Source organism: Escherichia sp. UTM R2, assembly GCF_048593455.1.
GTDB lineage: Bacteria > Pseudomonadota > Gammaproteobacteria > Enterobacterales > Enterobacteriaceae > Escherichia > Escherichia coli.
Genome location: NZ_JBFWDY010000002.1, coordinates 260528 through 279594 on the forward strand (window position 1 = coordinate 260528; position 19067 = coordinate 279594).

The 19067-nt window shown below is 50.4% G+C and carries 20 protein-coding genes; 13 read left to right on the forward strand and 7 right to left on the reverse strand.

Features of this window, described 5'->3' with window-relative positions; all coding sequences use genetic code 11:
- Window position 1 precedes the first annotated feature (1 nt).
- The 6 genes from livF (at window position 2) to ugpQ (ending at window position 6067) form a co-directional block, all read left to right on the forward strand.
- Window positions 2–715: a high-affinity branched-chain amino acid ABC transporter ATP-binding protein LivF gene (gene livF, locus AB4H76_RS02005; protein WP_000416900.1), complete on the forward strand. Its 714-nt coding sequence runs from the start codon at window positions 2–4 to the stop codon at window positions 713–715.
- Window positions 716–1111: 396 nt separating this feature from the next.
- The gene (ugpB, locus tag AB4H76_RS02010; RefSeq protein WP_000803190.1) at window positions 1112–2428 is read left to right on the forward strand and encodes a sn-glycerol-3-phosphate ABC transporter substrate-binding protein UgpB; all 1317 of its coding nucleotides are present in this window, start codon (window positions 1112–1114) and stop codon (window positions 2426–2428) included.
- A 97-nt stretch (window positions 2429–2525) separates the two neighbouring features.
- Window positions 2526–3413: a sn-glycerol-3-phosphate ABC transporter permease UgpA gene (gene ugpA / locus AB4H76_RS02015; protein ID WP_000099289.1), complete on the forward strand. Its 888-nt coding sequence runs from the start codon at window positions 2526–2528 to the stop codon at window positions 3411–3413.
- Complete coding sequence (ugpE, locus tag AB4H76_RS02020) at window positions 3410–4255, forward strand: sn-glycerol-3-phosphate ABC transporter permease UgpE (RefSeq protein ID WP_000572176.1); 846 nt, start codon at window positions 3410–3412, stop codon at window positions 4253–4255. The genes ugpA and ugpE overlap by 4 nt, the downstream gene beginning before the upstream one ends.
- 1 nt (window position 4256) lies before the next feature.
- Window positions 4257–5327: a sn-glycerol 3-phosphate ABC transporter ATP binding protein UgpC gene (gene ugpC, locus AB4H76_RS02025; protein ID WP_000907792.1), complete on the forward strand. Its 1071-nt coding sequence runs from the start codon at window positions 4257–4259 to the stop codon at window positions 5325–5327.
- Window positions 5324–6067, forward strand: coding sequence for a glycerophosphodiester phosphodiesterase (ugpQ, locus tag AB4H76_RS02030; RefSeq protein ID WP_000073599.1), 744 nt, complete (start codon window positions 5324–5326; stop codon window positions 6065–6067). Before ugpC ends, ugpQ begins: the two co-directional genes overlap by 4 nt.
- Here ugpQ and AB4H76_RS02035 read toward each other — a convergent pair.
- Window positions 6054–6494, reverse strand: coding sequence for a DUF2756 family protein (locus tag AB4H76_RS02035; protein ID WP_000825996.1), 441 nt, complete (start codon window positions 6492–6494; stop codon window positions 6054–6056). The two genes, ugpQ and AB4H76_RS02035, sit on opposite strands and share 14 nt — an antisense overlap.
- A 119-nt stretch (window positions 6495–6613) precedes the next feature.
- Here AB4H76_RS02035 and ggt point away from each other — a divergent pair, with 119 nt between their 5' ends.
- Entirely contained in the window at window positions 6614–8356 is a 1743-nt protein-coding gene (ggt, locus tag AB4H76_RS02040; protein WP_000595071.1) for a gamma-glutamyltransferase, read from the forward strand.
- 37 nt (window positions 8357–8393) lie between these two features.
- Here ggt and AB4H76_RS02045 read toward each other — a convergent pair whose 3' ends face one another.
- The 5 genes from AB4H76_RS02045 to yhhY all read right to left on the reverse strand — a co-directional run bounded on the left by AB4H76_RS02045 (window position 8394) and on the right by yhhY (window position 11522).
- Window positions 8394–8678: a YrhB family protein gene (locus tag AB4H76_RS02045; RefSeq protein WP_000634159.1), complete on the reverse strand. Its 285-nt coding sequence runs from the start codon at window positions 8676–8678 to the stop codon at window positions 8394–8396.
- A gap of 199 nt (window positions 8679–8877) precedes the next feature.
- Window positions 8878–9033, reverse strand: a complete 156-nt coding sequence (yrhD, locus tag AB4H76_RS02050; RefSeq protein ID WP_001307436.1) for a protein YrhD — start codon at window positions 9031–9033, stop codon at window positions 8878–8880.
- 94 nt (window positions 9034–9127) lie between these two features.
- A complete protein-coding gene (gene yrhA / locus AB4H76_RS02055; RefSeq protein ID WP_000988496.1) occupies window positions 9128–9622 on the reverse strand; it encodes a protein YrhA in 495 nt (164 codons plus the stop codon).
- On the reverse strand, window positions 9619–10797 hold the full coding sequence (gene tssD / locus AB4H76_RS02060; RefSeq protein ID WP_077492437.1) for an Hcp1 family type VI secretion system effector: 1179 nt from the start codon (window positions 10795–10797) through the stop codon (window positions 9619–9621). The genes yrhA and tssD overlap by 4 nt, the downstream gene beginning before the upstream one ends.
- A 236-nt stretch (window positions 10798–11033) precedes the next feature.
- On the reverse strand, window positions 11034–11522 hold the full coding sequence (gene yhhY, locus AB4H76_RS02065; protein WP_001295206.1) for an N-acetyltransferase: 489 nt from the start codon (window positions 11520–11522) through the stop codon (window positions 11034–11036).
- 332 nt (window positions 11523–11854) lie between these two features.
- Between yhhY and AB4H76_RS02070 the strand changes: the two genes are divergently transcribed.
- The 5 genes from AB4H76_RS02070 to gntU all read left to right on the forward strand — a co-directional run bounded on the left by AB4H76_RS02070 (window position 11855) and on the right by gntU (window position 16939).
- Window positions 11855–12892 carry an oxidoreductase gene (locus tag AB4H76_RS02070; protein ID WP_077492435.1) on the forward strand — a complete coding sequence of 346 codons (1038 nt, stop codon included), beginning with the start codon at window positions 11855–11857 and terminating at the stop codon, window positions 12890–12892.
- A 122-nt stretch (window positions 12893–13014) separates the two neighbouring features.
- The gene (yhhW, locus tag AB4H76_RS02075) at window positions 13015–13710 is read left to right on the forward strand and encodes a quercetin 2,3-dioxygenase (protein ID WP_000639811.1); all 696 of its coding nucleotides are present in this window, start codon (window positions 13015–13017) and stop codon (window positions 13708–13710) included.
- A gap of 223 nt (window positions 13711–13933) precedes the next feature.
- Window positions 13934–14929 carry a gluconate operon transcriptional repressor GntR gene (gntR, locus tag AB4H76_RS02080; RefSeq protein ID WP_000730249.1) on the forward strand — a complete coding sequence of 332 codons (996 nt, stop codon included), beginning with the start codon at window positions 13934–13936 and terminating at the stop codon, window positions 14927–14929.
- A 138-nt stretch (window positions 14930–15067) separates the two neighbouring features.
- The gene (gene gntK / locus AB4H76_RS02085) at window positions 15068–15595 is read left to right on the forward strand and encodes a gluconokinase (RefSeq protein ID WP_000108330.1); all 528 of its coding nucleotides are present in this window, start codon (window positions 15068–15070) and stop codon (window positions 15593–15595) included.
- Window positions 15596–15598: 3 nt separating this feature from the next.
- The gene (gene gntU / locus AB4H76_RS02090) at window positions 15599–16939 is read left to right on the forward strand and encodes a gluconate transporter (protein ID WP_000210111.1); all 1341 of its coding nucleotides are present in this window, start codon (window positions 15599–15601) and stop codon (window positions 16937–16939) included.
- A 56-nt stretch (window positions 16940–16995) separates the two neighbouring features.
- On the opposite strand, the gene yhgN is transcribed toward gntU, so the two are convergent.
- A complete protein-coding gene (yhgN, locus tag AB4H76_RS02095) occupies window positions 16996–17589 on the reverse strand; it encodes an NAAT family transporter YhgN (protein WP_001002544.1) in 594 nt (197 codons plus the stop codon).
- A gap of 191 nt (window positions 17590–17780) precedes the next feature.
- On the opposite strand from yhgN, the gene asd reads away from it, so the two are divergent.
- On the forward strand, window positions 17781–18884 hold the full coding sequence (gene asd, locus AB4H76_RS02100; protein WP_000799956.1) for an aspartate-semialdehyde dehydrogenase: 1104 nt from the start codon (window positions 17781–17783) through the stop codon (window positions 18882–18884).
- Window positions 18885–19067: the final 183 nt, after the last annotated feature.

The following is a 19067-nucleotide window of genomic DNA, read 5'->3' on the forward strand; positions in this document are numbered from 1 at the left end:
GATGGAAAAAGTCATGTTGTCCTTTGACAAAGTCAGCGCCCACTACGGCAAAATCCAGGCGCTGCATGAGGTGAGCTTGCATATCAATCAGGGCGAGATTGTCACGCTGATTGGCGCGAACGGGGCGGGGAAAACCACCTTGCTTGGTACGTTATGCGGCGATCCGCGCGCCACCAGCGGGCGAATTGTGTTTGATGATAAAGACATTACCGACTGGCAGACGGCGAAAATCATGCGCGAAGCGGTAGCGATTGTCCCGGAAGGGCGTCGCGTCTTCTCGCGGATGACGGTGGAAGAGAACCTGGCGATGGGCGGCTTCTTTGCCGAACGTGACCAGTTTCAGGAGCGCATAAAGTGGGTGTATGAACTGTTTCCACGTCTGCATGAGCGCCGTGTTCAGCGGGCGGGCACCATGTCCGGCGGTGAACAGCAGATGCTGGCGATTGGTCGCGCGCTGATGAGCAATCCGCGTTTGCTGCTACTTGATGAGCCATCGCTCGGTCTTGCGCCGATTATCATCCAGCAAATTTTCGACACCATCGAGCAGCTGCGCGAGCAGGGGATGACTATCTTCCTCGTCGAGCAGAACGCCAACCAGGCGCTAAAGCTGGCGGATCGCGGCTACGTGCTGGAAAACGGCCATGTGGTGCTCTCCGATACCGGCGACGTGCTGCTGGCGAACGAAGCAGTGAGAAGTGCGTATTTAGGCGGGTAATAACACGTTGATTGATAAGGAGTCAAAAGACTCCTTTGAGACAGGTGACAAATGTAAAATTGCCTGATGCGCTGCGCTTATCAGGCCTACTGGGTGAGTTGCAATATATTGAATTTGCACGATCTTGTAGGCCGGATAAGGCGTTTACGCCGCATCTGGCATGAAACGATGAGTAATCTGTAGAGTTTGATTCAGACCTTCTATTTTTCCGCTTATCCGTGCCCCATCTCCCATTTTCCCTCACCCACGCCGTCACCGCCTTGTCATCTTTCTGACACCTTACTATCTTACAAATGTAACAAAAAAGTTATTTTTCTGTAATTCGAGCATGTCATGTTACCCCGCGAGCATAAAACGCGTGAATTCGCGCATTCGGTACAACAAGAGAGATAAACGATGAAACCGTTACATTATACAGCTTCAGCACTGGCGCTCGGACTGGCGTTAATGGGGAATGCACAGGCAGTGACGACCATTCCGTTCTGGCATTCTATGGAAGGGGAACTGGGTAAAGAGGTGGATTCTCTGGCCCAACGTTTTAACGCCGAAAATCCGGATTACAAAATTGTACCGACCTATAAAGGCAACTACGAACAGAATTTAAGCGCGGGGATTGCCGCATTTCGTACCGGCAACGCTCCGGCTATTTTGCAGGTTTATGAAGTTGGCACCGCCACCATGATGGCATCGAAAGCCATTAAACCGGTATATGACGTGTTTAAAGAGGCGGGGATTCAATTCGATGAGTCGCAGTTTGTGCCGACGGTTTCCGGTTACTACTCCGACAGCAAAACGGGCCACTTACTCTCCCAGCCATTCAACAGCTCGACCCCCGTTCTCTATTACAACAAAGACGCCTTCAAGAAAGCAGGATTAGACCCGGAACAACCGCCGAAAACCTGGCAGGATCTGGCGGACTATGCCGCGAAACTGAAAGCCTCCGGTATGAAGTGCGGCTACGCCAGCGGCTGGCAGGGCTGGATCCAACTGGAAAACTTTAGCGCCTGGAACGGTCTGCCGTTTGCCAGCAAAAACAACGGCTTTGACGGCACGGACGCGGTGCTGGAGTTCAACAAGCCGGAGCAGGTGAAACACATCGCCATGCTCGAGGAGATGAACAAGAAGGGCGACTTCAGCTACGTCGGTCGTAAGGATGAATCCACCGAGAAGTTCTATAACGGTGATTGCGCGATGACCACCGCCTCTTCCGGTTCTCTTGCCAACATTCGCGAGTACGCCAAATTTAACTACGGCGTAGGCATGATGCCTTACGACGCCGATGCGAAAGATGCGCCACAAAACGCCATTATCGGCGGAGCCAGCCTGTGGGTGATGCAGGGTAAAGATAAAGAAACGTATACCGGTGTGGCGAAGTTCCTCGATTTCCTCGCGAAGCCAGAAAACGCTGCCGAGTGGCATCAGAAAACCGGTTATCTGCCAATCACCAAAGCAGCGTATGACCTGACCCGTGAGCAGGGCTTTTATGAGAAAAACCCAGGGGCGGATACCGCGACGCGTCAGATGCTGAATAAGCCGCCGTTGCCGTTCACCAAAGGGCTGCGTCTGGGCAACATGCCGCAGATCCGCGTGATTGTGGATGAAGAGCTGGAGAGCGTGTGGACCGGTAAGAAGACACCACAGCAGGCACTGGATACCGCCGTTGAGCGTGGAAATCAGTTGCTGCGCCGCTTTGAGAAATCGACGAAGTCTTAATCAGTGTAATGTCGGATGCGTTTCGCTTATCTGACCTGGCATCGCGTGTAGGCCGGATAAGCGAAGCGCATCCGGCACAGTTCAGGAATTAACCGTAATGTCATCATCCCGTCCGGTGTTCCGCTCGCGCTGGCTGCCTTATCTGCTGGTCGCGCCGCAGCTCATCATCACCGTTATCTTTTTTATCTGGCCTGCGGGCGAAGCGTTGTGGTACTCGCTACAAAGCGTCGATCCGTTTGGTTTCTCCAGCCAGTTTGTCGGCCTGGATAACTTCGTCACGCTGTTCCATGACAGCTACTATCTCGACTCCTTCTGGACGACGATAAAATTCAGCACCTTTGTCACCGTCAGCGGTTTGCTGGTATCGCTGTTCTTTGCGGCGCTGGTGGAGTACATCGTGCGCGGCAGCCGTTTCTATCAAACCTTAATGTTGCTGCCTTACGCCGTGGCTCCCGCCGTTGCCGCCGTATTGTGGATCTTCCTGTTTAACCCCGGTCGCGGGCTGATCACCCATTTTCTCGCGGAGTTCGGCTACGACTGGAACCACGCGCAAAACAGCGGTCAGGCAATGTTTCTGGTGGTGTTTGCCTCAGTATGGAAGCAAATCAGCTACAACTTCCTGTTCTTCTATGCCGCGCTGCAATCCATTCCCCGTTCGTTGATCGAAGCCGCAGCCATCGACGGTGCAGGGCCGATTCGCCGCTTCTTTAAGATTGCGCTGCCGCTTATCGCCCCGGTGAGTTTCTTCCTGCTGGTAGTGAACCTGGTGTATGCCTTCTTCGACACCTTCCCGGTGATCGACGCCGCCACGTCCGGCGGGCCGGTTCAGGCCACCACGACGCTGATTTATAAGATCTACCGCGAAGGTTTTACCGGACTGGATCTGGCTTCGTCTGCCGCACAGTCGGTGGTGTTGATGTTCCTCGTCATCGTGCTGACGGTGGTGCAGTTCCGCTATGTTGAAAGCAAGGTGCGTTACCAATGATTGAGAACCGTCCGTGGCTGACGATATTCAGCCATACCATGCTGATCCTCGGGATCGCGGTGATCCTCTTCCCGCTGTACGTGGCGTTTGTCGCGGCGACGCTGGATAAACAGGCCGTCTATGCCGCGCCGATGACGCTCATCCCCGGCACACATCTGCTGGAAAACATCCACAACATCTGGGTGAACGGGGTAGGCACGAATAGCGCGCCGTTCTGGCGGATGTTGCTTAACAGCTTTGTGATGGCGTTCAGCATTACGCTCGGCAAAATTACCGTCTCGATGCTCTCGGCATTTGCCATTGTCTGGTTTCGTTTTCCGCTACGTAACCTCTTCTTCTGGATGATTTTTATCACCCTGATGCTGCCGGTTGAAGTACGTATCTTCCCGACGGTGGAAGTCATCGCCAACCTGCAGATGCTCGACAGCTACGCCGGTTTAACGCTGCCGCTGATGGCCTCGGCGACCGCTACTTTCCTGTTCCGCCAGTTCTTTATGACGCTGCCGGATGAGCTGGTGGAAGCCGCGCGGATCGACGGCGCATCGCCAATGCGCTTCTTTTGCGACATCGTTTTTCCGCTCTCCAAAACTAATCTGGCGGCGCTGTTTGTGATCACCTTTATCTACGGCTGGAATCAGTATTTGTGGCCGTTGTTGATTATTACCGATGTGGATCTCGGCACCACCGTGGCAGGGATCAAAGGGATGATCGCTACAGGCGAAGGCACCACGGAATGGAACTCAGTGATGGCGGCGATGTTATTAACGCTTATCCCTCCGGTGGTGATTGTTTTAGTGATGCAGCGTGCCTTCGTGCGCGGCCTGGTCGATAGTGAGAAATAAGATGGCAGGACTGAAATTACAGGCAGTAACCAAAAGCTGGGATGGTAAAACCCAGGTCATTAAACCGCTGACCCTTGATGTGGCGGATGGCGAATTTATCGTGATGGTCGGGCCGTCTGGCTGCGGGAAATCGACGCTGCTGCGCATGGTTGCCGGGCTGGAGCGGGTGACAGAAGGCGATATCTGGATCAACGACCAGCGCGTGACTGAAATGGAGCCAAAAGATCGCGGGATTGCGATGGTGTTCCAGAACTACGCGCTTTATCCGCATATGAGTGTCGAAGAAAACATGGCGTGGGGGCTGAAAATTCGCGGCATGGGCAAGCAGCAAATTGCCGAGCGCGTTAAAGAAGCGGCGCGCATTCTGGAGCTGGACGGTCTGCTCAAACGTCGCCCGCGCGAGCTTTCCGGCGGTCAGCGCCAGCGTGTGGCGATGGGCCGCGCGATTGTGCGCGATCCGGCGGTGTTCCTGTTTGATGAGCCGCTCTCTAACCTCGATGCCAAGCTGCGCGTGCAGATGCGTCTTGAACTGCAACAGTTGCACCGTCGCCTGAAAACGACTTCACTCTACGTTACTCACGATCAGGTTGAAGCGATGACGCTCGCCCAGCGAGTAATGGTGATGAACGGCGGCGTTGCCGAACAGATTGGCACACCAGTTGAAGTCTACGAAAAGCCCGCCAGCCTGTTTGTAGCGAGTTTTATCGGCAGTCCGGCGATGAACCTGCTGACAGGCCGCGTGAATAACGAAGGCACGCATTTCGAACTGGACGGCGGTATTGAGCTGCCGCTAAACGGTGGCTACCGTCAGTATGCCGGGCGTAAAATGACTCTCGGCATTCGCCCGGAACATATTGCGCTAAGCTCGCAGGCAGAAGGCGGCGTACCGATGGTGATGGACACGCTGGAGATCCTCGGCGCAGATAACCTGGCGCACGGACGCTGGGGCGAGCAGAAGCTGGTGGTGCGACTGGCGCATCAGGAGCGCCCGACGGCAGGCAGCACGCTGTGGCTGCATCTGGCGGAAAATCAGCTGCATCTTTTTGATGGTGAAACAGGACAACGAGTATGAGTAACTGGCCTTATCCCCGCATCGTCGCTCATCGTGGCGGCGGTAAGCTGGCCCCGGAAAACACCCTGGCGGCAATCGACGTCGGGGCAAAATACGGTCATAAGATGATCGAATTTGACGCGAAGTTATCGAAAGATGGCGAGATCTTCCTGCTCCATGACGACAATCTCGAACGCACCAGCAACGGCTGGGGCGTCGCGGGTGAACTGAACTGGCAGGATTTACTGCGCGTGGATGCGGGCAGTTGGTACAGCAAAGCGTTTAAAGGTGAGCCGCTACCGTTGCTTTCGCAGGTGGCGGAACGCTGTCGTGAACACGGGATGATGGCGAATATCGAAATCAAACCCACCACTGGCACTGGACCATTAACGGGCAAAATGGTGGCGCTGGCGGCACGCCAACTGTGGGCCGGTATGACGCCGCCGCTGCTGTCATCGTTTGAGATTGATGCTTTAGAAGCCGCACAACAGGCAGTACCGGAACTGCCGCGCGGTTTGTTGCTGGATGAGTGGCGCGACGACTGGCGCGAACTGACCGCGCGGCTGGGCTGCGTCTCTATTCATCTCAATCATAAGTTACTCGATAAAGTGCGAGTGATGCAGTTGAAAGACGCCGGACTGCGGATTCTGGTTTATACCGTCAATAAACCCCAGCGCGCGGCAGAGTTGCTGCGCTGGGGCGTGGATTGCATCTGTACCGATGCGATTGACGTGATTGGTCCGAACTTTACGGCCCAATAGTTTTCAACGGAATGTCAGGCTGCGGCGTGCTGGGCTGATTCAGCATGTCGCCGTTTCTCCTCTCCGGCAGCATATGCTGCTGATTCAACGAACTATCCGGATTACGGTTGCTGTTTAACATCCCGCCGTTGGTGTTGGGCAGCATTTGCTGCCGGGCGGGATTTCGCTCCCCCGGCTGTGACTGCAACACCCGCTGAGAATTATTGTTTATCTGGTTTTCTAAATGCTGCTGTTGCAACTGAGTTTGCGTTTTCAGTTGCTGATTCAGCATCCCTTTTTGCTGGATTTGCTGAGTCTGCATCTGGGTTTGCATCCGCTGCTGGCTGGGTATCTGATACCCCGGCTGGTTAGGGTTGTTCAGAGTATTAATGGGCTGTGCAAAGCCGACAAACGGCAGGAGTGCCGTAAGAATCAGAAGTCGTTTCATCGCGTATCCTCCTCTGAAGATATCCTTTAAGTTTACTCGCTTCCCGACAAAACGATGATTAATTCAGAGTTATATACCAGGCTTAGCTGGGGTTGCCCCTTAATCTCTGGAGAATAACGATGATAAAACCGACGTTTTTACGCCGGGTGGCCATTGCTGCTCTGCTCTCAGGAAGTTGTTTTAGCGCCGCCGCCGCGCCTCCTGCGCCGCCCGTCTCGTATGGTGTGGAGGAAGATGTCTTCCACCCGGTACGCGCGAAACAGGGAATAGTAGCGTCTGTGGACGCCACTGCCACTCAGGTGGGGGTGGATATCCTCAAGGAGGGCGGGAATGCCGTTGATGCCGCCGTGGCGGTGGGCTACGCGCTGGCGGTAACGCATCCGCAGGCAGGGAATCTGGGCGGTGGTGGTTTTATGTTAATCCGCTCGAAAAATGGCAATACCACGGCTATCGATTTCCGCGAAATGGCACCCGCCAAAGCGACCCGCGATATGTTCCTCGATGATCAGGGCAACCCGGACAGCAAAAAATCACTCACTTCGCATCTGGCTTCCGGCACACCGGGTACGGTAGCAGGTTTCTCGCTGGCGCTGGATAAATACGGCACCATGCCGCTGAACAAAGTCGTGCAGCCCGCGTTTAAACTGGCACGCGATGGTTTTATCGTTAACGACGCGCTGGCTGACGATCTCAAAACCTACGGTAGCGAAGTGTTGCCGAATCACGAAAACAGTAAAGCTATCTTCTGGAAAGAGGGCGAGCCGCTGAAAAAGGGCGACACGCTGGTGCAGGCGAACCTGGCAAAGAGCCTGGAGATGATTGCTGAAAACGGCCCGGACGAATTCTATAAAGGCACGATTGCGGAACAGATCGCCCAGGAGATGCAGAAAAACGGTGGCTTGATCACTAAAGAAGATTTAGCGGCTTATAAAGCGGTCGAACGCACTCCGATAAGCGGCGATTATCGCGGGTATCAGGTTTACTCCATGCCACCGCCATCCTCCGGCGGGATCCATATCGTACAAATCCTCAATATTCTGGAAAACTTCGATATGAAGAAATACGGCTTTGGCAGCGCCGATGCGATGCAAATCATGGCAGAAGCGGAGAAATACGCCTACGCCGACCGCTCGGAATATCTTGGCGACCCGGATTTTGTCAAAGTCCCGTGGCAGGCACTGACCAATAAAGCCTATGCCAAATCCATTGCCGATCAAATTGATATCAACAAAGCGAAGCCGTCCAGTGAGATTCGCCCTGGCAAGCTTGCGCCTTATGAGAGTAATCAAACTACCCATTACTCTGTAGTGGATAAAGACGGTAACGCGGTGGCGGTGACCTATACGCTGAACACCACCTTCGGTACGGGTATTGTCGCGGGCGAGAGCGGTATTCTGCTTAATAACCAGATGGATGATTTCTCCGCCAAACCGGGCGTACCGAACGTTTACGGGCTGGTGGGCGGTGATGCCAACGCCGTCGGGCCGAACAAACGCCCGCTGTCGTCGATGTCGCCGACCATTGTGGTGAAAGACGGTAAAACCTGGCTGGTTACCGGTAGCCCAGGCGGTAGCCGGATTATCACCACGGTGCTGCAAATGGTGGTGAATAGCATCGATTATGGCATGAACGTCGCCGAAGCGACCAATGCGCCGCGTTTCCACCATCAGTGGTTGCCGGACGAGCTGCGTGTCGAAAAAGGGTTTAGCCCGGATACGCTCAAGCTGCTGGAAGCAAAAGGTCAGAAAGTGGCGCTGAAAGAGGCGATGGGCAGTACACAAAGCATTATGGTTGGGCCGGACGGTGAGTTGTACGGCGCATCCGACCCGCGCTCGGTGGATGATTTAACGGCGGGGTACTAAGGTTAGCGGCCCTCTTCGTGGGAAGAGGGCTATTTTGTCAGGGCAAGCCGAAGGTAGCCTTTTTTATTTCGTAATCCTGTAGATATTCTTCCAGCGGCTTTGCCGTTCCCAGAGAATGAATTTCACCACTGTCTTTATCAATAATAAAAGGTGCGTTACCAGCTAAGCGCGCGGCCTCATCTCCAGTTTCGAGAAATTCTCGTGCTTCGAAACAGAAATACCAGCCCTGGCTAAAGCGTCCATGTAGAGTAATGACGACCGGGAGATCTGCATCATCAAGGTAATGGTTCGCTTTCGCGAATGCGTCGTGATAAGTAATCATAATTATAATAAATATTATTGTTGAGTGTTATATTATTATTCCTGTGTGATACATTGAGCAAAGACGCGTTCATCTTCGTCAAAGATATTATTAAATGCTGGTTTTGAAAAAAGTTCATCGGATAAGATATAGTCACGAAATAAGTATCTGCTAATATTTTATGATTTCTTTTTCAGAACGTCGAACGGGATTTTCTTATTTAAGATATCAGAATCTTATGATTCGGGTAAAATTCTAAATAAATCAACATGTCATTAAAATCATCATAGCCATTAGCTATTTCGGCTAAAATAGAGACTACATGTCTTCGGTCCATCTCACTTAAGGAGTGTAGTTCCGTTGTAAGTTTTTCCATAGCTTGCACTGCTAAATTTCGAACAAGGAATTTTCTGCTGGTAATCTCTAAAAAGATGGCATGGTTTACAATGATTTTTGTTTCCTTTTGATTATTATGAACAACTGTCCATGATTTCGTTTAAGAATGAAGAGAAATCACTAAACGAACTGAATATATTTTCTGTGCCAATATTATCTCTAATTTCAAAAAAGTTACTTTTAATGTCATAAGTAAATATTGAAATGCTATCATCCCCGATCACTAACCGTTCTTGTAGATCAGGGTTTATGAAATCATCATTATTTCTATAAAATTCATTTACGGCAAAAAGGTTTTTAACTGAAGGTTCTGGAATCGAGAGGCTAAATAATCGTAATCCATTAACTTCGAATCCATCCATTGCTCTTAAAAAAGTAAGATAATCAGGTTGATTCTTAAAAAGAATACTAACTTCATTACATAACTTCTCCAGGCAATTAGTTGAATTAGAATTAAATTCTATTTGGATTATACTTTCAATAAATGATTCCTTGAGCGGTGCTTCAAATGGATAGTCTAAATCATTCATCATTTTTATTAATTTATTTATTTGGGTTTTAGTCATCATTTTGTGTGGTCCATAATATTTTTCATGGGAGGATAAATTGAGCCAGATGGAATGGCCCAGGGAGTGATTTTGCTTTCACCTACTAATATTCCCTTAGCTATTCGTGATTGCATGTTAGTAAAAACTTTATGATATGGTTCGTTTTCGATTAATACTAAATTTTCGAAATCATTAGTACCACCATCATCTAGAGATAGTTTATGGTGAACATTATAATTTAGAGGAACATTGCCCTTTCTCATTCTTAAAAGGTCTTCGGCGTTGAATCTTCCAGATGCTTCGGAGGTTTTTGCAAGTTTGATAAGAAAATTTTTTCTTACAGTTTTATTAAACTCCTTTCGTAAGTTAGCTAAGTCTTTTGAAGGTCTCTTAATGTATATTATTTCTATTATGTCTATACCATCAAGAAGTTTTTGTTGACCTCTAAGTTTGCCTAAGTAACTATTTATTTCTGTATATGTATCAACATTAGAACGCTTTGTTAAAAGAATAGATGCTGTTGCTATCGCTATGCCCGCTGTTTTTTCATTTAGTATTTGATCATAGCCTTTTATTGCATCTCCACCCAGTTTTTCCGCAGTATCTCTGAATCCTTCAATGTTCCCATTGTATACGCCACCAGCAGCAAGTAGCCTGCCAATAGCTTTGCTATTTAACGTTTTGAAACGATTATTTGTTTGGTTTTTTGAATTTGGTAAAAACAAACGGTTATAATTTTCAGGGAGTGCCAAATAGCTGAACTCGGTATTTGCGATAAGATGTTGACAGAGGATAAATTCATAACTAATAGTTATTTTTTCTGTATCCAGTTGGTTTTCAATGATCTGGTGATGAATAGCCGATAAAAAAGCGCCTCTTAGTTGTATATAATAATACTTTTCCCATCTACCAAATCTATTTATTCGATAGAAGTCAAATCCTATAAATATTTGTTCATTATTGTTAATGGAATTAATAAATAATGGAGTGCTTTTATCAATTAATTTACAAAATGTTATACCATGGAACTGTGAACCAAGCCCCGTATTATTAATATTATTTAAGAGTGAGAATGTAAATGTTTCATCCTCATGCCCGCTCTGCCAACGATTACCTGTAGACTCAGAAGTCCCACAACCTGCGGAGATGCTTCCTTGTTGTTCTCCCGTTACTGTCAGGTAAACAATATTACTCATCCCTGAAAAGTCCTTTTATGGCATGCTATTTTATCAATGGCAATATTATGCTTGTTAATTGTTATTTATTTACTCCAGGAAATTGTAGGCGTATATATTAAAAAATAAAATATTACACTTTAGGAAGTAATTATGAGTTAAATCTCAATATATGTATTGGGCAAATAAATACCTTAAAGGAAGGTATGTCGATTTTGAATGACACCCTTTTTCCATCTCAGAAAAAGGGCACTATCTTACTTCACCCGCGCCATATAATATGCATCGACATATTCACCATTACGCAATGCGTACTTCTTACCAGTCCCTTCAATTTCAAAGCCGTATTTTTTATAGACCTTAATTGCCGGGGCGTTATCGACAAACACGGTTAGTTCAATGCGATCTACCCGCAACCAGTTGTCGCACATTTCAATCATCTCTCGCATCAGGGCGCTGGCGACGCCGCGGTTCTTCCAACGAGAGTCGACACAGATACCAAAATCGGCAACATGACTGCGGCGTGGGCGCTGTTGCACGTCAATGGTGAGATGGCCCACGACGTCTCCATCAATACAGGCGACGAGTTGCTTGATGCCGGGACGATCGGCGAGTCGCTCCTGCCACATATGATCGGAAGGATGAGGCACCTGTAGTGTGTTGCAATACACCTCCGGCTGGGCGTGAATCTGCCTGATGGCCTCGTAATCCCGTGTTTCTGCGTGGCGTATTACTATCTCACTCATTCCTTTGTCCTCTTTGGGGTAAATGTCCCTTTCAACATCATTGACTTTCAAATGCGAGTCAAATGCATTTTTTTGCAAAAAGTGTTGGACAAGTGCGAATGAGAATGATTATTATTGTCTCGCGATCAGGAAGACCCTCGCGGAGAACCTGAAAGCACGACATTGCTCACATTGCTTCCAGTATTACTTAGCCAGCCGGGTGCTGGCTTTTTTTTTGATCTTTCGTTCTCAATTTATCCACGGGAGTGCTTGTGTTCGTTATGCGCACTCCAGTAGGAACCACGTCCGCTTTGCGCTAAGGTGTAAATAACCACCTTAAAAAGGACGAAATCATGGTCATCAACTGCGCCTTTATTGGCTTCGGCAAAAGCACCACCCGTTACCATCTGCCGTATGTACTTAACCGCAAGGATAGCTGGCATGTCGCGCATATTTTTCGTTGCCATGCGAAGCCGGAAGAACAGGCTCCCATTTATTCCCATATCCATTTCACCAGCGATCTCGACGAAGTACTAAACGATCCCGATGTTAAGCTGGTTGTTGTCTGCACCCACGCGGACAGCCATTTCGAGTACGCGAAACGCGCGCTGGAAGCCGGGAAAAATGTGCTGGTCGAAAAACCGTTCACCCCGACGCTTGCCCAGGCGAAGGAGCTGTTTGCGTTGGCGAAAAGCAAAGGGCTGACCGTCACGCCGTATCAGAATCGTCGCTTTGACTCCTGCTTCCTGACAGCGAAAAAAGCGATTGAAAGTGGCAAGTTGGGAGAGATTGTTGAAGTGGAAAGCCATTTTGACTATTACCGCCCGGTGGCAGAAACCAAACCTGGGCTGCCGCAGGATGGCGCGTTTTATGGCCTTGGTGTGCATACGATGGACCAGATTATTTCTCTGTTCGGTCGCCCGGATCACGTCGCTTATGACATCCGCAGCCTGCGTAATAAAGCCAATCCTGACGACACCTTTGAAGCGCAACTGTTTTATGGCGACCTGAAAGCCATCGTCAAAACCAGCCATCTGGTGAAAATCGATTATCCGAAATTTATCGTTCACGGTAAGAAAGGTTCGTTTATTAAATACGGTATCGACCAGCAGGAAACCAGCCTGAAGGCTAATATTATGCCGGGCGAACCGGGATTCGCAGCGGATGATTCGGTCGGTGTGCTGGAGTATGTCAATGACGAGGGCGTGACGGTCAGAGAAGAGATGAAGCCGGAGATGGGCGATTACGGGCGCGTTTATGATGCGTTGTATCAAACCATCACCCACGGTGCGCCAAATTACGTCAAGGAATCTGAAGTTCTTACCAATCTGGAAATCCTTGAACGCGGATTTGAGCAAGCCTCTCCCTCCACAGTGACTCTCGCGAAGTAAGTTTGATGGCCCCTCGAATAGTTCAATTTTTTTGAACAGAGGGGTCAATTTTCACCCTCTATCATCCCAGGCAGATCGGGTCCACACTAAGCCCATCGAAATCATTCATGGGGCGAATACAAATGATCTACTTACGCAAAGCAAATGAACGTGGTCATGCAAATCATGGCTGGCTGGACTCCTGGCATACTTTCTCTTTTGCCAACTATTACGATCCGAACTTTATGGGCTTCTCCGCGCTGCGCGTGATTAACGACGACGTGATTGAAGCAGGGCAGGGCTTCGGCACTCACCCGCATAAAGATATGGAAATTTTGACCTACGTGCTGGAAGGTACTGTTGAGCATCAGGACAGCATGGGCAATAAAGAGCAGGTTCCGGCGGGTGAGTTCCAGATTATGAGTGCGGGTACGGGTATTCGTCACTCAGAGTACAACCCAAGCAGCACCGAGCGTCTGCATCTGTATCAGATCTGGATCATGCCTGAAGAAAATGGCATTACGCCGCGTTATGAACAGCGTCGCTTCGATGCCGTACAGGGCAAACAGCTGGTGCTCTCGCCGGATGCTCGAGATGGTTCATTGAAAGTGCATCAGGATATGGAACTGTATCGTTGGGCGTTGCTGAAAGATGAGCAGTCGGTGCATCAGATTGCCGCTGAACGCCGCGTCTGGATCCAGGTGGTGAAAGGCAATGTCACCATTAACGGCGTGAAAGCCTCGACCAGCGATGGTCTGGCAATCTGGGATGAGCAGGCAATCTCCATCCATGCGGATAGCGACAGCGAAGTGTTACTGTTCGATCTGCCGCCGGTTTAAAACTCAACGGCATCTTTGAAGCCTGCCTTTTTGCAGGCTTCCTCGCTCGCTCCGGTCGCGTGCTGATGCACGCTTCCGGGGTTTTGCCGCGTCGTTAGCACAATGCGATGCAATTGATTTAGTGTATATCTAATAATTGTAAACAAGCACTGTTTTCCCCGGGAAGGTTCTGATGCGTCCGTGTTAAACTAAGAGAATCTATCTCTTTTGTACCTTCAGGACGATGAAAAAGAAAAGACCCGTACTTCAGGATGTGGCTGACCGTGTAGGCGTGACCAAAATGACGGTCAGCCGCTTTTTGCGTAACCCGGAGCAGGTTTCCGTCGCTCTACGCGGCAAGATTGCCGCCGCTCTTGATGAACTGGGTTATATTCCCAATCGTGCGCCCGATATCCTCTCTAACGCCACCAGCCGGGCGATTGGCGTCCTGTTACCTTCTCTCACCAACCAGGTTTTCGCGGAAGTATTACGCGGAATCGAAAGCGTCACCGACGCGCACGGTTATCAAACCATGCTGGCGCACTACGGTTATAAACCGGAAATGGAGCAAGAACGCCTCGAATCCATGCTCTCATGGAATATCGATGGACTGATCCTCACCGAACGTACTCACACGCCACGCACCTTAAAGATGATTGAAGTGGCGGGGATCCCGGTGGTGGAGTTGATGGACAGCAAGTCGCCGTGCCTCGATATTGCCGTCGGTTTTGATAACTTTGAAGCGGCACGCCAGATGACCACCGCCATTATTGCTCGCGGGCATCGCCACATTGCTTATCTCGGCGCACGTCTCGACGAACGTACTATCATCAAACAGAAGGGATACGAACAGGCGATGCTGGATGCAGACCTGGTGCCATATAGCGTGATGGTTGAGCAATCTTCTTCTTACTCTTCCGGTATTGAACTGATTCGCCAGGCGAGGCGGGAATATCCGCAGCTGGATGGCGTGTTCTGTACTAATGATGACCTGGCGGTCGGCGCGGCGTTTGAATGCCAGCGTCTGGGGTTAAAAGTTCCTGACGATATGGCGATTGCCGGTTTCCACGGTCATGACATTGGTCAGGTGATGGAACCACGGTTGGCGAGCGTACTGACGCCGCGTGAGCGGATGGGCAGTATTGGCGCTGAACGCCTGCTGGCGCGTATTCGTGGCGAATCTGTGACACCGAAAATGTTAGATTTAGGTTTCACCTTGTCACCGGGCGGATCTATTTAAGCCCACAAATTTGAAGTAGCTCACACTTATACACTTAAGGCATGGATGGATATTGCTTCTGATATTGTCCGGCTGGACAATGTTACCGATAACAGTTACCCGTAACATTTTTAATTCTTGTATTGTGGGGGCACCACTTTGAGCACGACTAACCATGATCACCACATTTACGTCTTGATGGGCGTATCGGGCAGCGGCAAATCTGCGGTCGCCAGTGAAGTGGCGCATCAACTTCATGCCGCGTTTCTTGATGGCGATTTCCTCCATCCACGGCGCAATATCGAAAAAATGGCGTCTGGCGAACCACTGAATGACGACGATCGCAAACCGTGGTTGCAGGCGCTGAACGACGCCGCGTTTGCTATGCAGCGCACTAATAAAGTGTCGCTGATCGTCTGTTCTGCATTGAAAAAACACTATCGCGACTTGCTGCGTGAAGGTAATCCGAATCTCTCTTTCATCTATTTGAAAGGCGATTTTGATGTGATTGAAAGCCGCCTGAAAGCGCGCAAAGGCCATTTCTTTAAAACCCAAATGTTGGTGACGCAGTTTGAAACGCTGCAGGAGCCGGGTGCGGACGAAACCGATGTACTGGTGGTGGATATCGATCAACCGCTGGAAGGTGTTGTGGCAAGCACCATTGAGGTTATTAAAAAAGGCAAATAAGTAGTGACTACATTAACGCTTGTTTTAACAGCAGTAGGGTCTGTTTTACTGCTGCTGTTTTTAGTCATGAAGGCGCGTATGCACGCTTTCCTGGCTTTAATGGTGGTGTCCATGGGGGCTGGCCTTTTTTCCGGTATGCCGCTCGATAAAATCGCAGCGACGATGGAAAAAGGGATGGGAGGCACCCTCGGCTTCCTGGCGGTGGTTGTCGCCCTGGGAGCTATGTTTGGCAAGATCTTACATGAAACCGGCGCAGTCGATCAGATTGCCGTCAAAATGCTCAAATCCTTCGGTCACAGCCGCGCGCATTATGCCATCGGCCTTGCGGGGCTGGTCTGTGCGCTACCGCTGTTCTTTGAAGTGGCGATTGTTCTGCTGATTAGCGTTGCTTTCTCAATGGCGCGCCACACCGGTACGAACCTGGTGAAGCTGGTAATCCCATTATTCGCAGGCGTGGCGGCAGCGGCGGCGTTCCTGGTGCCAGGGCCAGCGCCAATGCTGCTGGCATCGCAGATGAACGCCGATTTTGGCTGGATGATCCTGATTGGCCTGTGTGCGGCAATTCCGGGAATGATTATTGCCGGGCCGCTGTGGGGTAATTTCATCAGCCGTTACGTGGAGTTGCATATTCCTGATGACATCAGCGAACCGCATCTCGGCGAAGGCAAAATGCCGTCCTTCGGATTCAGCCTGTCGCTGATCCTGTTGCCGCTGGTGCTGGTGGGGCTGAAAACCATTGCCGCGCGTTTTGTGCCAGAAGGCTCTACCGCTTACGAATGGTTCGAGTTTATTGGTCATCCGTTTACCGCGATTCTGGTTGCTTGTCTGGTAGCGATTTATGGCCTGGCAATGCGTCAGGGCATGCCAAAAGACAAAGTGATGGAGATTTGCGGTCACGCGCTGCAACCGGCGGGGATCATTCTGCTGGTGATTGGTGCAGGCGGCGTGTTCAAACAGGTGCTGGTTGACTCTGGCGTAGGTCCGGCACTGGGCGAAGCGTTAACTGGCATGGGCCTGCCGATAGCCATCACCTGCTTCGTGCTGGCCGCTGCAGTGCGCATCATTCAGGGTTCTGCCACCGTAGCCTGTTTAACGGCGGTAGGACTGGTGATGCCGGTTATTGAACAACTGAACTACTCCGGTGCGCAAATGGCGGCGCTGTCGATTTGTATCGCTGGTGGTTCGATTGTTGTCAGCCACGTTAACGACGCCGGTTTCTGGTTGTTCGGTAAATTTACCGGCGCGACCGAAGCCGAAACGCTGAAAACCTGGACCATGATGGAAACCATCCTCGGCACTGTCGGTGCCATCGTTGGGATGATTGCGTTCCAGCTGTTGAGTTAAGTTTGTTCGCCCGGTAGTTGTGACACTACCGGGTTCTTTTCGAAAAACTCTCCTCGTTACCCCTTCATCCACATTCGAATGCCGTCGAGGAACATCTGGGTTGCCATCATCACCAGAATCAATCCCATCAGGCGTTCAAGTGCGTTCACCCCTTTCTCGCCCAGCAGACGTAAAAATAGCGAAGACTGTAGCAGGATGACAAAGGTGCCGCCCCAGGCCAGCAGCAGAGCAATCACCAGATGTCCCATCTGATTCGGGTACTGATGAGACAACAACATCAGCGTGGCGAGAATAGTCGGCCCGGCGACTAACGGAATTGCCAACGGCACGATAAATGGCTCTTCACCTGCCGGAAGCCCGCTGCTATTTCCTGAAGCGCTGGGGAAAATCATCTTAATGGCGATTAGAAACAGAATGATGCCGCCAGAAATGGAGACGGTTTCTGCTCGCAGGCTGAGAAATGCCAGAATTTTCTCACCCGCAAACAGGAACACCAGCATCACCAGGAGAGCAATAAGCAACTCTCGCACCATGATTGCCCGCCGTCTTTTCGGTTCAGTATGTTTCAGTACGGACATGAAAATAGGCAGGTTTCCGAGCGGATCCATAATCAGGATCAATAAAACTGCTGCAGAAATGATTTCATTCATAACTCAAATTCCCTGATAATTGCCGCGGACTTTCTGCGTGCTAACAAAGCAGGATAAGTCGCATTACTGATGGCTTCGCTATCATTGATTAATTTCACTTGCGACTTTGGCTGCTTTTTGTATGGTGAAAGATGTGCCAAGAGGAGACCGGCACATTTGTACAGCACACATCTTTGCAGGAAAAAACGCTTATGAAAAATGTTGGTTTTATCGGCTGGCGCGGTATGGTCGGCTCCGTTCTCATGCAACGCATGGTTGAAGAGCGCGACTTCGACGCCATTCGCCCTGTCTTCTTTTCTACTTCTCAGCTTGGCCAGGCTGCGCCGTCTTTTGGCGGAACCACTGGCACACTTCAGGATGCCTTTGATCTGGAGGCGCTAAAGGCCCTCGATATCATTGTGACCTGTCAGGGCGGCGATTATACCAACGAAATCTATCCAAAGCTTCGTGAAAGCGGATGGCAAGGTTACTGGATTGACGCAGCATCGTCTCTGCGCATGAAAGATGACGCCATCATCATTCTTGACCCCGTCAATCAGGACGTCATTACCGACGGATTAAATAATGGCATCAGGACTTTTGTTGGCGGTAACTGTACCGTAAGCCTGATGTTGATGTCGTTGGGTGGTTTATTCGCCAATGATCTTGTTGATTGGGTGTCCGTTGCAACCTACCAGGCCGCTTCCGGCGGTGGTGCGCGACATATGCGTGAGTTATTAACCCAGATGGGCCATCTGTATGGCCATGTGGCAGATGAACTCGCGACCCCGTCCTCTGCTATTCTCGATATCGAACGCAAAGTCACAACCTTAACCCGTAGCGGTGAGCTGCCGGTGGATAACTTTGGCGTGCCGCTGGCGGGTAGCCTGATTCCGTGGATCGACAAACAGCTCGATAACGGTCAGAGCCGCGAAGAGTGGAAAGGGCAGGCGGAAACCAACAAGATCCTCAACACATCTTCCGTAATTCCGGTAGATGGTTTATGTGTGCGTGTCGGGGCATTGCGCTGCCACAGCCAGGCATTCACTATTAAATTGAAAAAAGATGTGTCTATTCCGACCGTGGAAGAACTGCTGGCTGCGCACAATCCGTGGGCGAAAGTCGTTCCGAACGATCGGGAAATCACTATGCGTGAGCTAACCCCAGCTGCCGTTACCGGCACGCTGACCACGCCGGTAGGCCGCCTGCGTAAGCTGAATATGGGACCAGAGTTCCTGTCAGCCTTTACAGTGGGCGACCAGCTGCTGTGGGGGGCCGCGGAGCCGCTGCGTCGGATGCTTCGTCAACTGGCGTAATCTTTATTCATTAAATCTGGGGCGCGATGCCGCCCCTGTTAGTGCGTAATACAGGAGTAAGCGCAGATGTTTCATGATTTACCGGGAGTTAAATAGAGCATTGGCTATTCTTTAAGGGTGGCTGAATACATGAGTATTCACAGCCTTACCTGAAGTGAGGACGACGCAGAGAGGATGCACAGA

Coding starts and splice junctions, on each gene's coding strand:
- livF (WP_000416900.1), top strand. CDS start 2: ATGGAAAAAGTCATGTTGTCCTTTGACAAAGTCAGCGCCCACTACGGC.
- ugpB (WP_000803190.1), top strand. CDS start 1,112: ATGAAACCGTTACATTATACAGCTTCAGCACTGGCGCTCGGACTGGCG.
- ugpA (WP_000099289.1), top strand. CDS start 2,526: ATGTCATCATCCCGTCCGGTGTTCCGCTCGCGCTGGCTGCCTTATCTG.
- ugpE (WP_000572176.1), top strand. CDS start 3,410: ATGATTGAGAACCGTCCGTGGCTGACGATATTCAGCCATACCATGCTG.
- ugpC (WP_000907792.1), top strand. CDS start 4,257: ATGGCAGGACTGAAATTACAGGCAGTAACCAAAAGCTGGGATGGTAAA.
- ugpQ (WP_000073599.1), top strand. CDS start 5,324: ATGAGTAACTGGCCTTATCCCCGCATCGTCGCTCATCGTGGCGGCGGT.
- AB4H76_RS02035 (WP_000825996.1), bottom strand. CDS start 6,494: ATGAAACGACTTCTGATTCTTACGGCACTCCTGCCGTTTGTCGGCTTT.
- ggt (WP_000595071.1), top strand. CDS start 6,614: ATGATAAAACCGACGTTTTTACGCCGGGTGGCCATTGCTGCTCTGCTC.
- AB4H76_RS02045 (WP_000634159.1), bottom strand. CDS start 8,678: ATGATTACTTATCACGACGCATTCGCGAAAGCGAACCATTACCTTGAT.
- yrhD (WP_001307436.1), bottom strand. CDS start 9,033: ATGGAAAAACTTACAACGGAACTACACTCCTTAAGTGAGATGGACCGA.
- yrhA (WP_000988496.1), bottom strand. CDS start 9,622: ATGATGACTAAAACCCAAATAAATAAATTAATAAAAATGATGAATGAT.
- tssD (WP_077492437.1), bottom strand. CDS start 10,797: ATGAGTAATATTGTTTACCTGACAGTAACGGGAGAACAACAAGGAAGC.
- yhhY (WP_001295206.1), bottom strand. CDS start 11,522: ATGAGTGAGATAGTAATACGCCACGCAGAAACACGGGATTACGAGGCC.
- AB4H76_RS02070 (WP_077492435.1), top strand. CDS start 11,855: ATGGTCATCAACTGCGCCTTTATTGGCTTCGGCAAAAGCACCACCCGT.
- yhhW (WP_000639811.1), top strand. CDS start 13,015: ATGATCTACTTACGCAAAGCAAATGAACGTGGTCATGCAAATCATGGC.
- gntR (WP_000730249.1), top strand. CDS start 13,934: ATGAAAAAGAAAAGACCCGTACTTCAGGATGTGGCTGACCGTGTAGGC.
- yhgN (WP_001002544.1), bottom strand. CDS start 17,589: ATGAATGAAATCATTTCTGCAGCAGTTTTATTGATCCTGATTATGGAT.
- asd (WP_000799956.1), top strand. CDS start 17,781: ATGAAAAATGTTGGTTTTATCGGCTGGCGCGGTATGGTCGGCTCCGTT.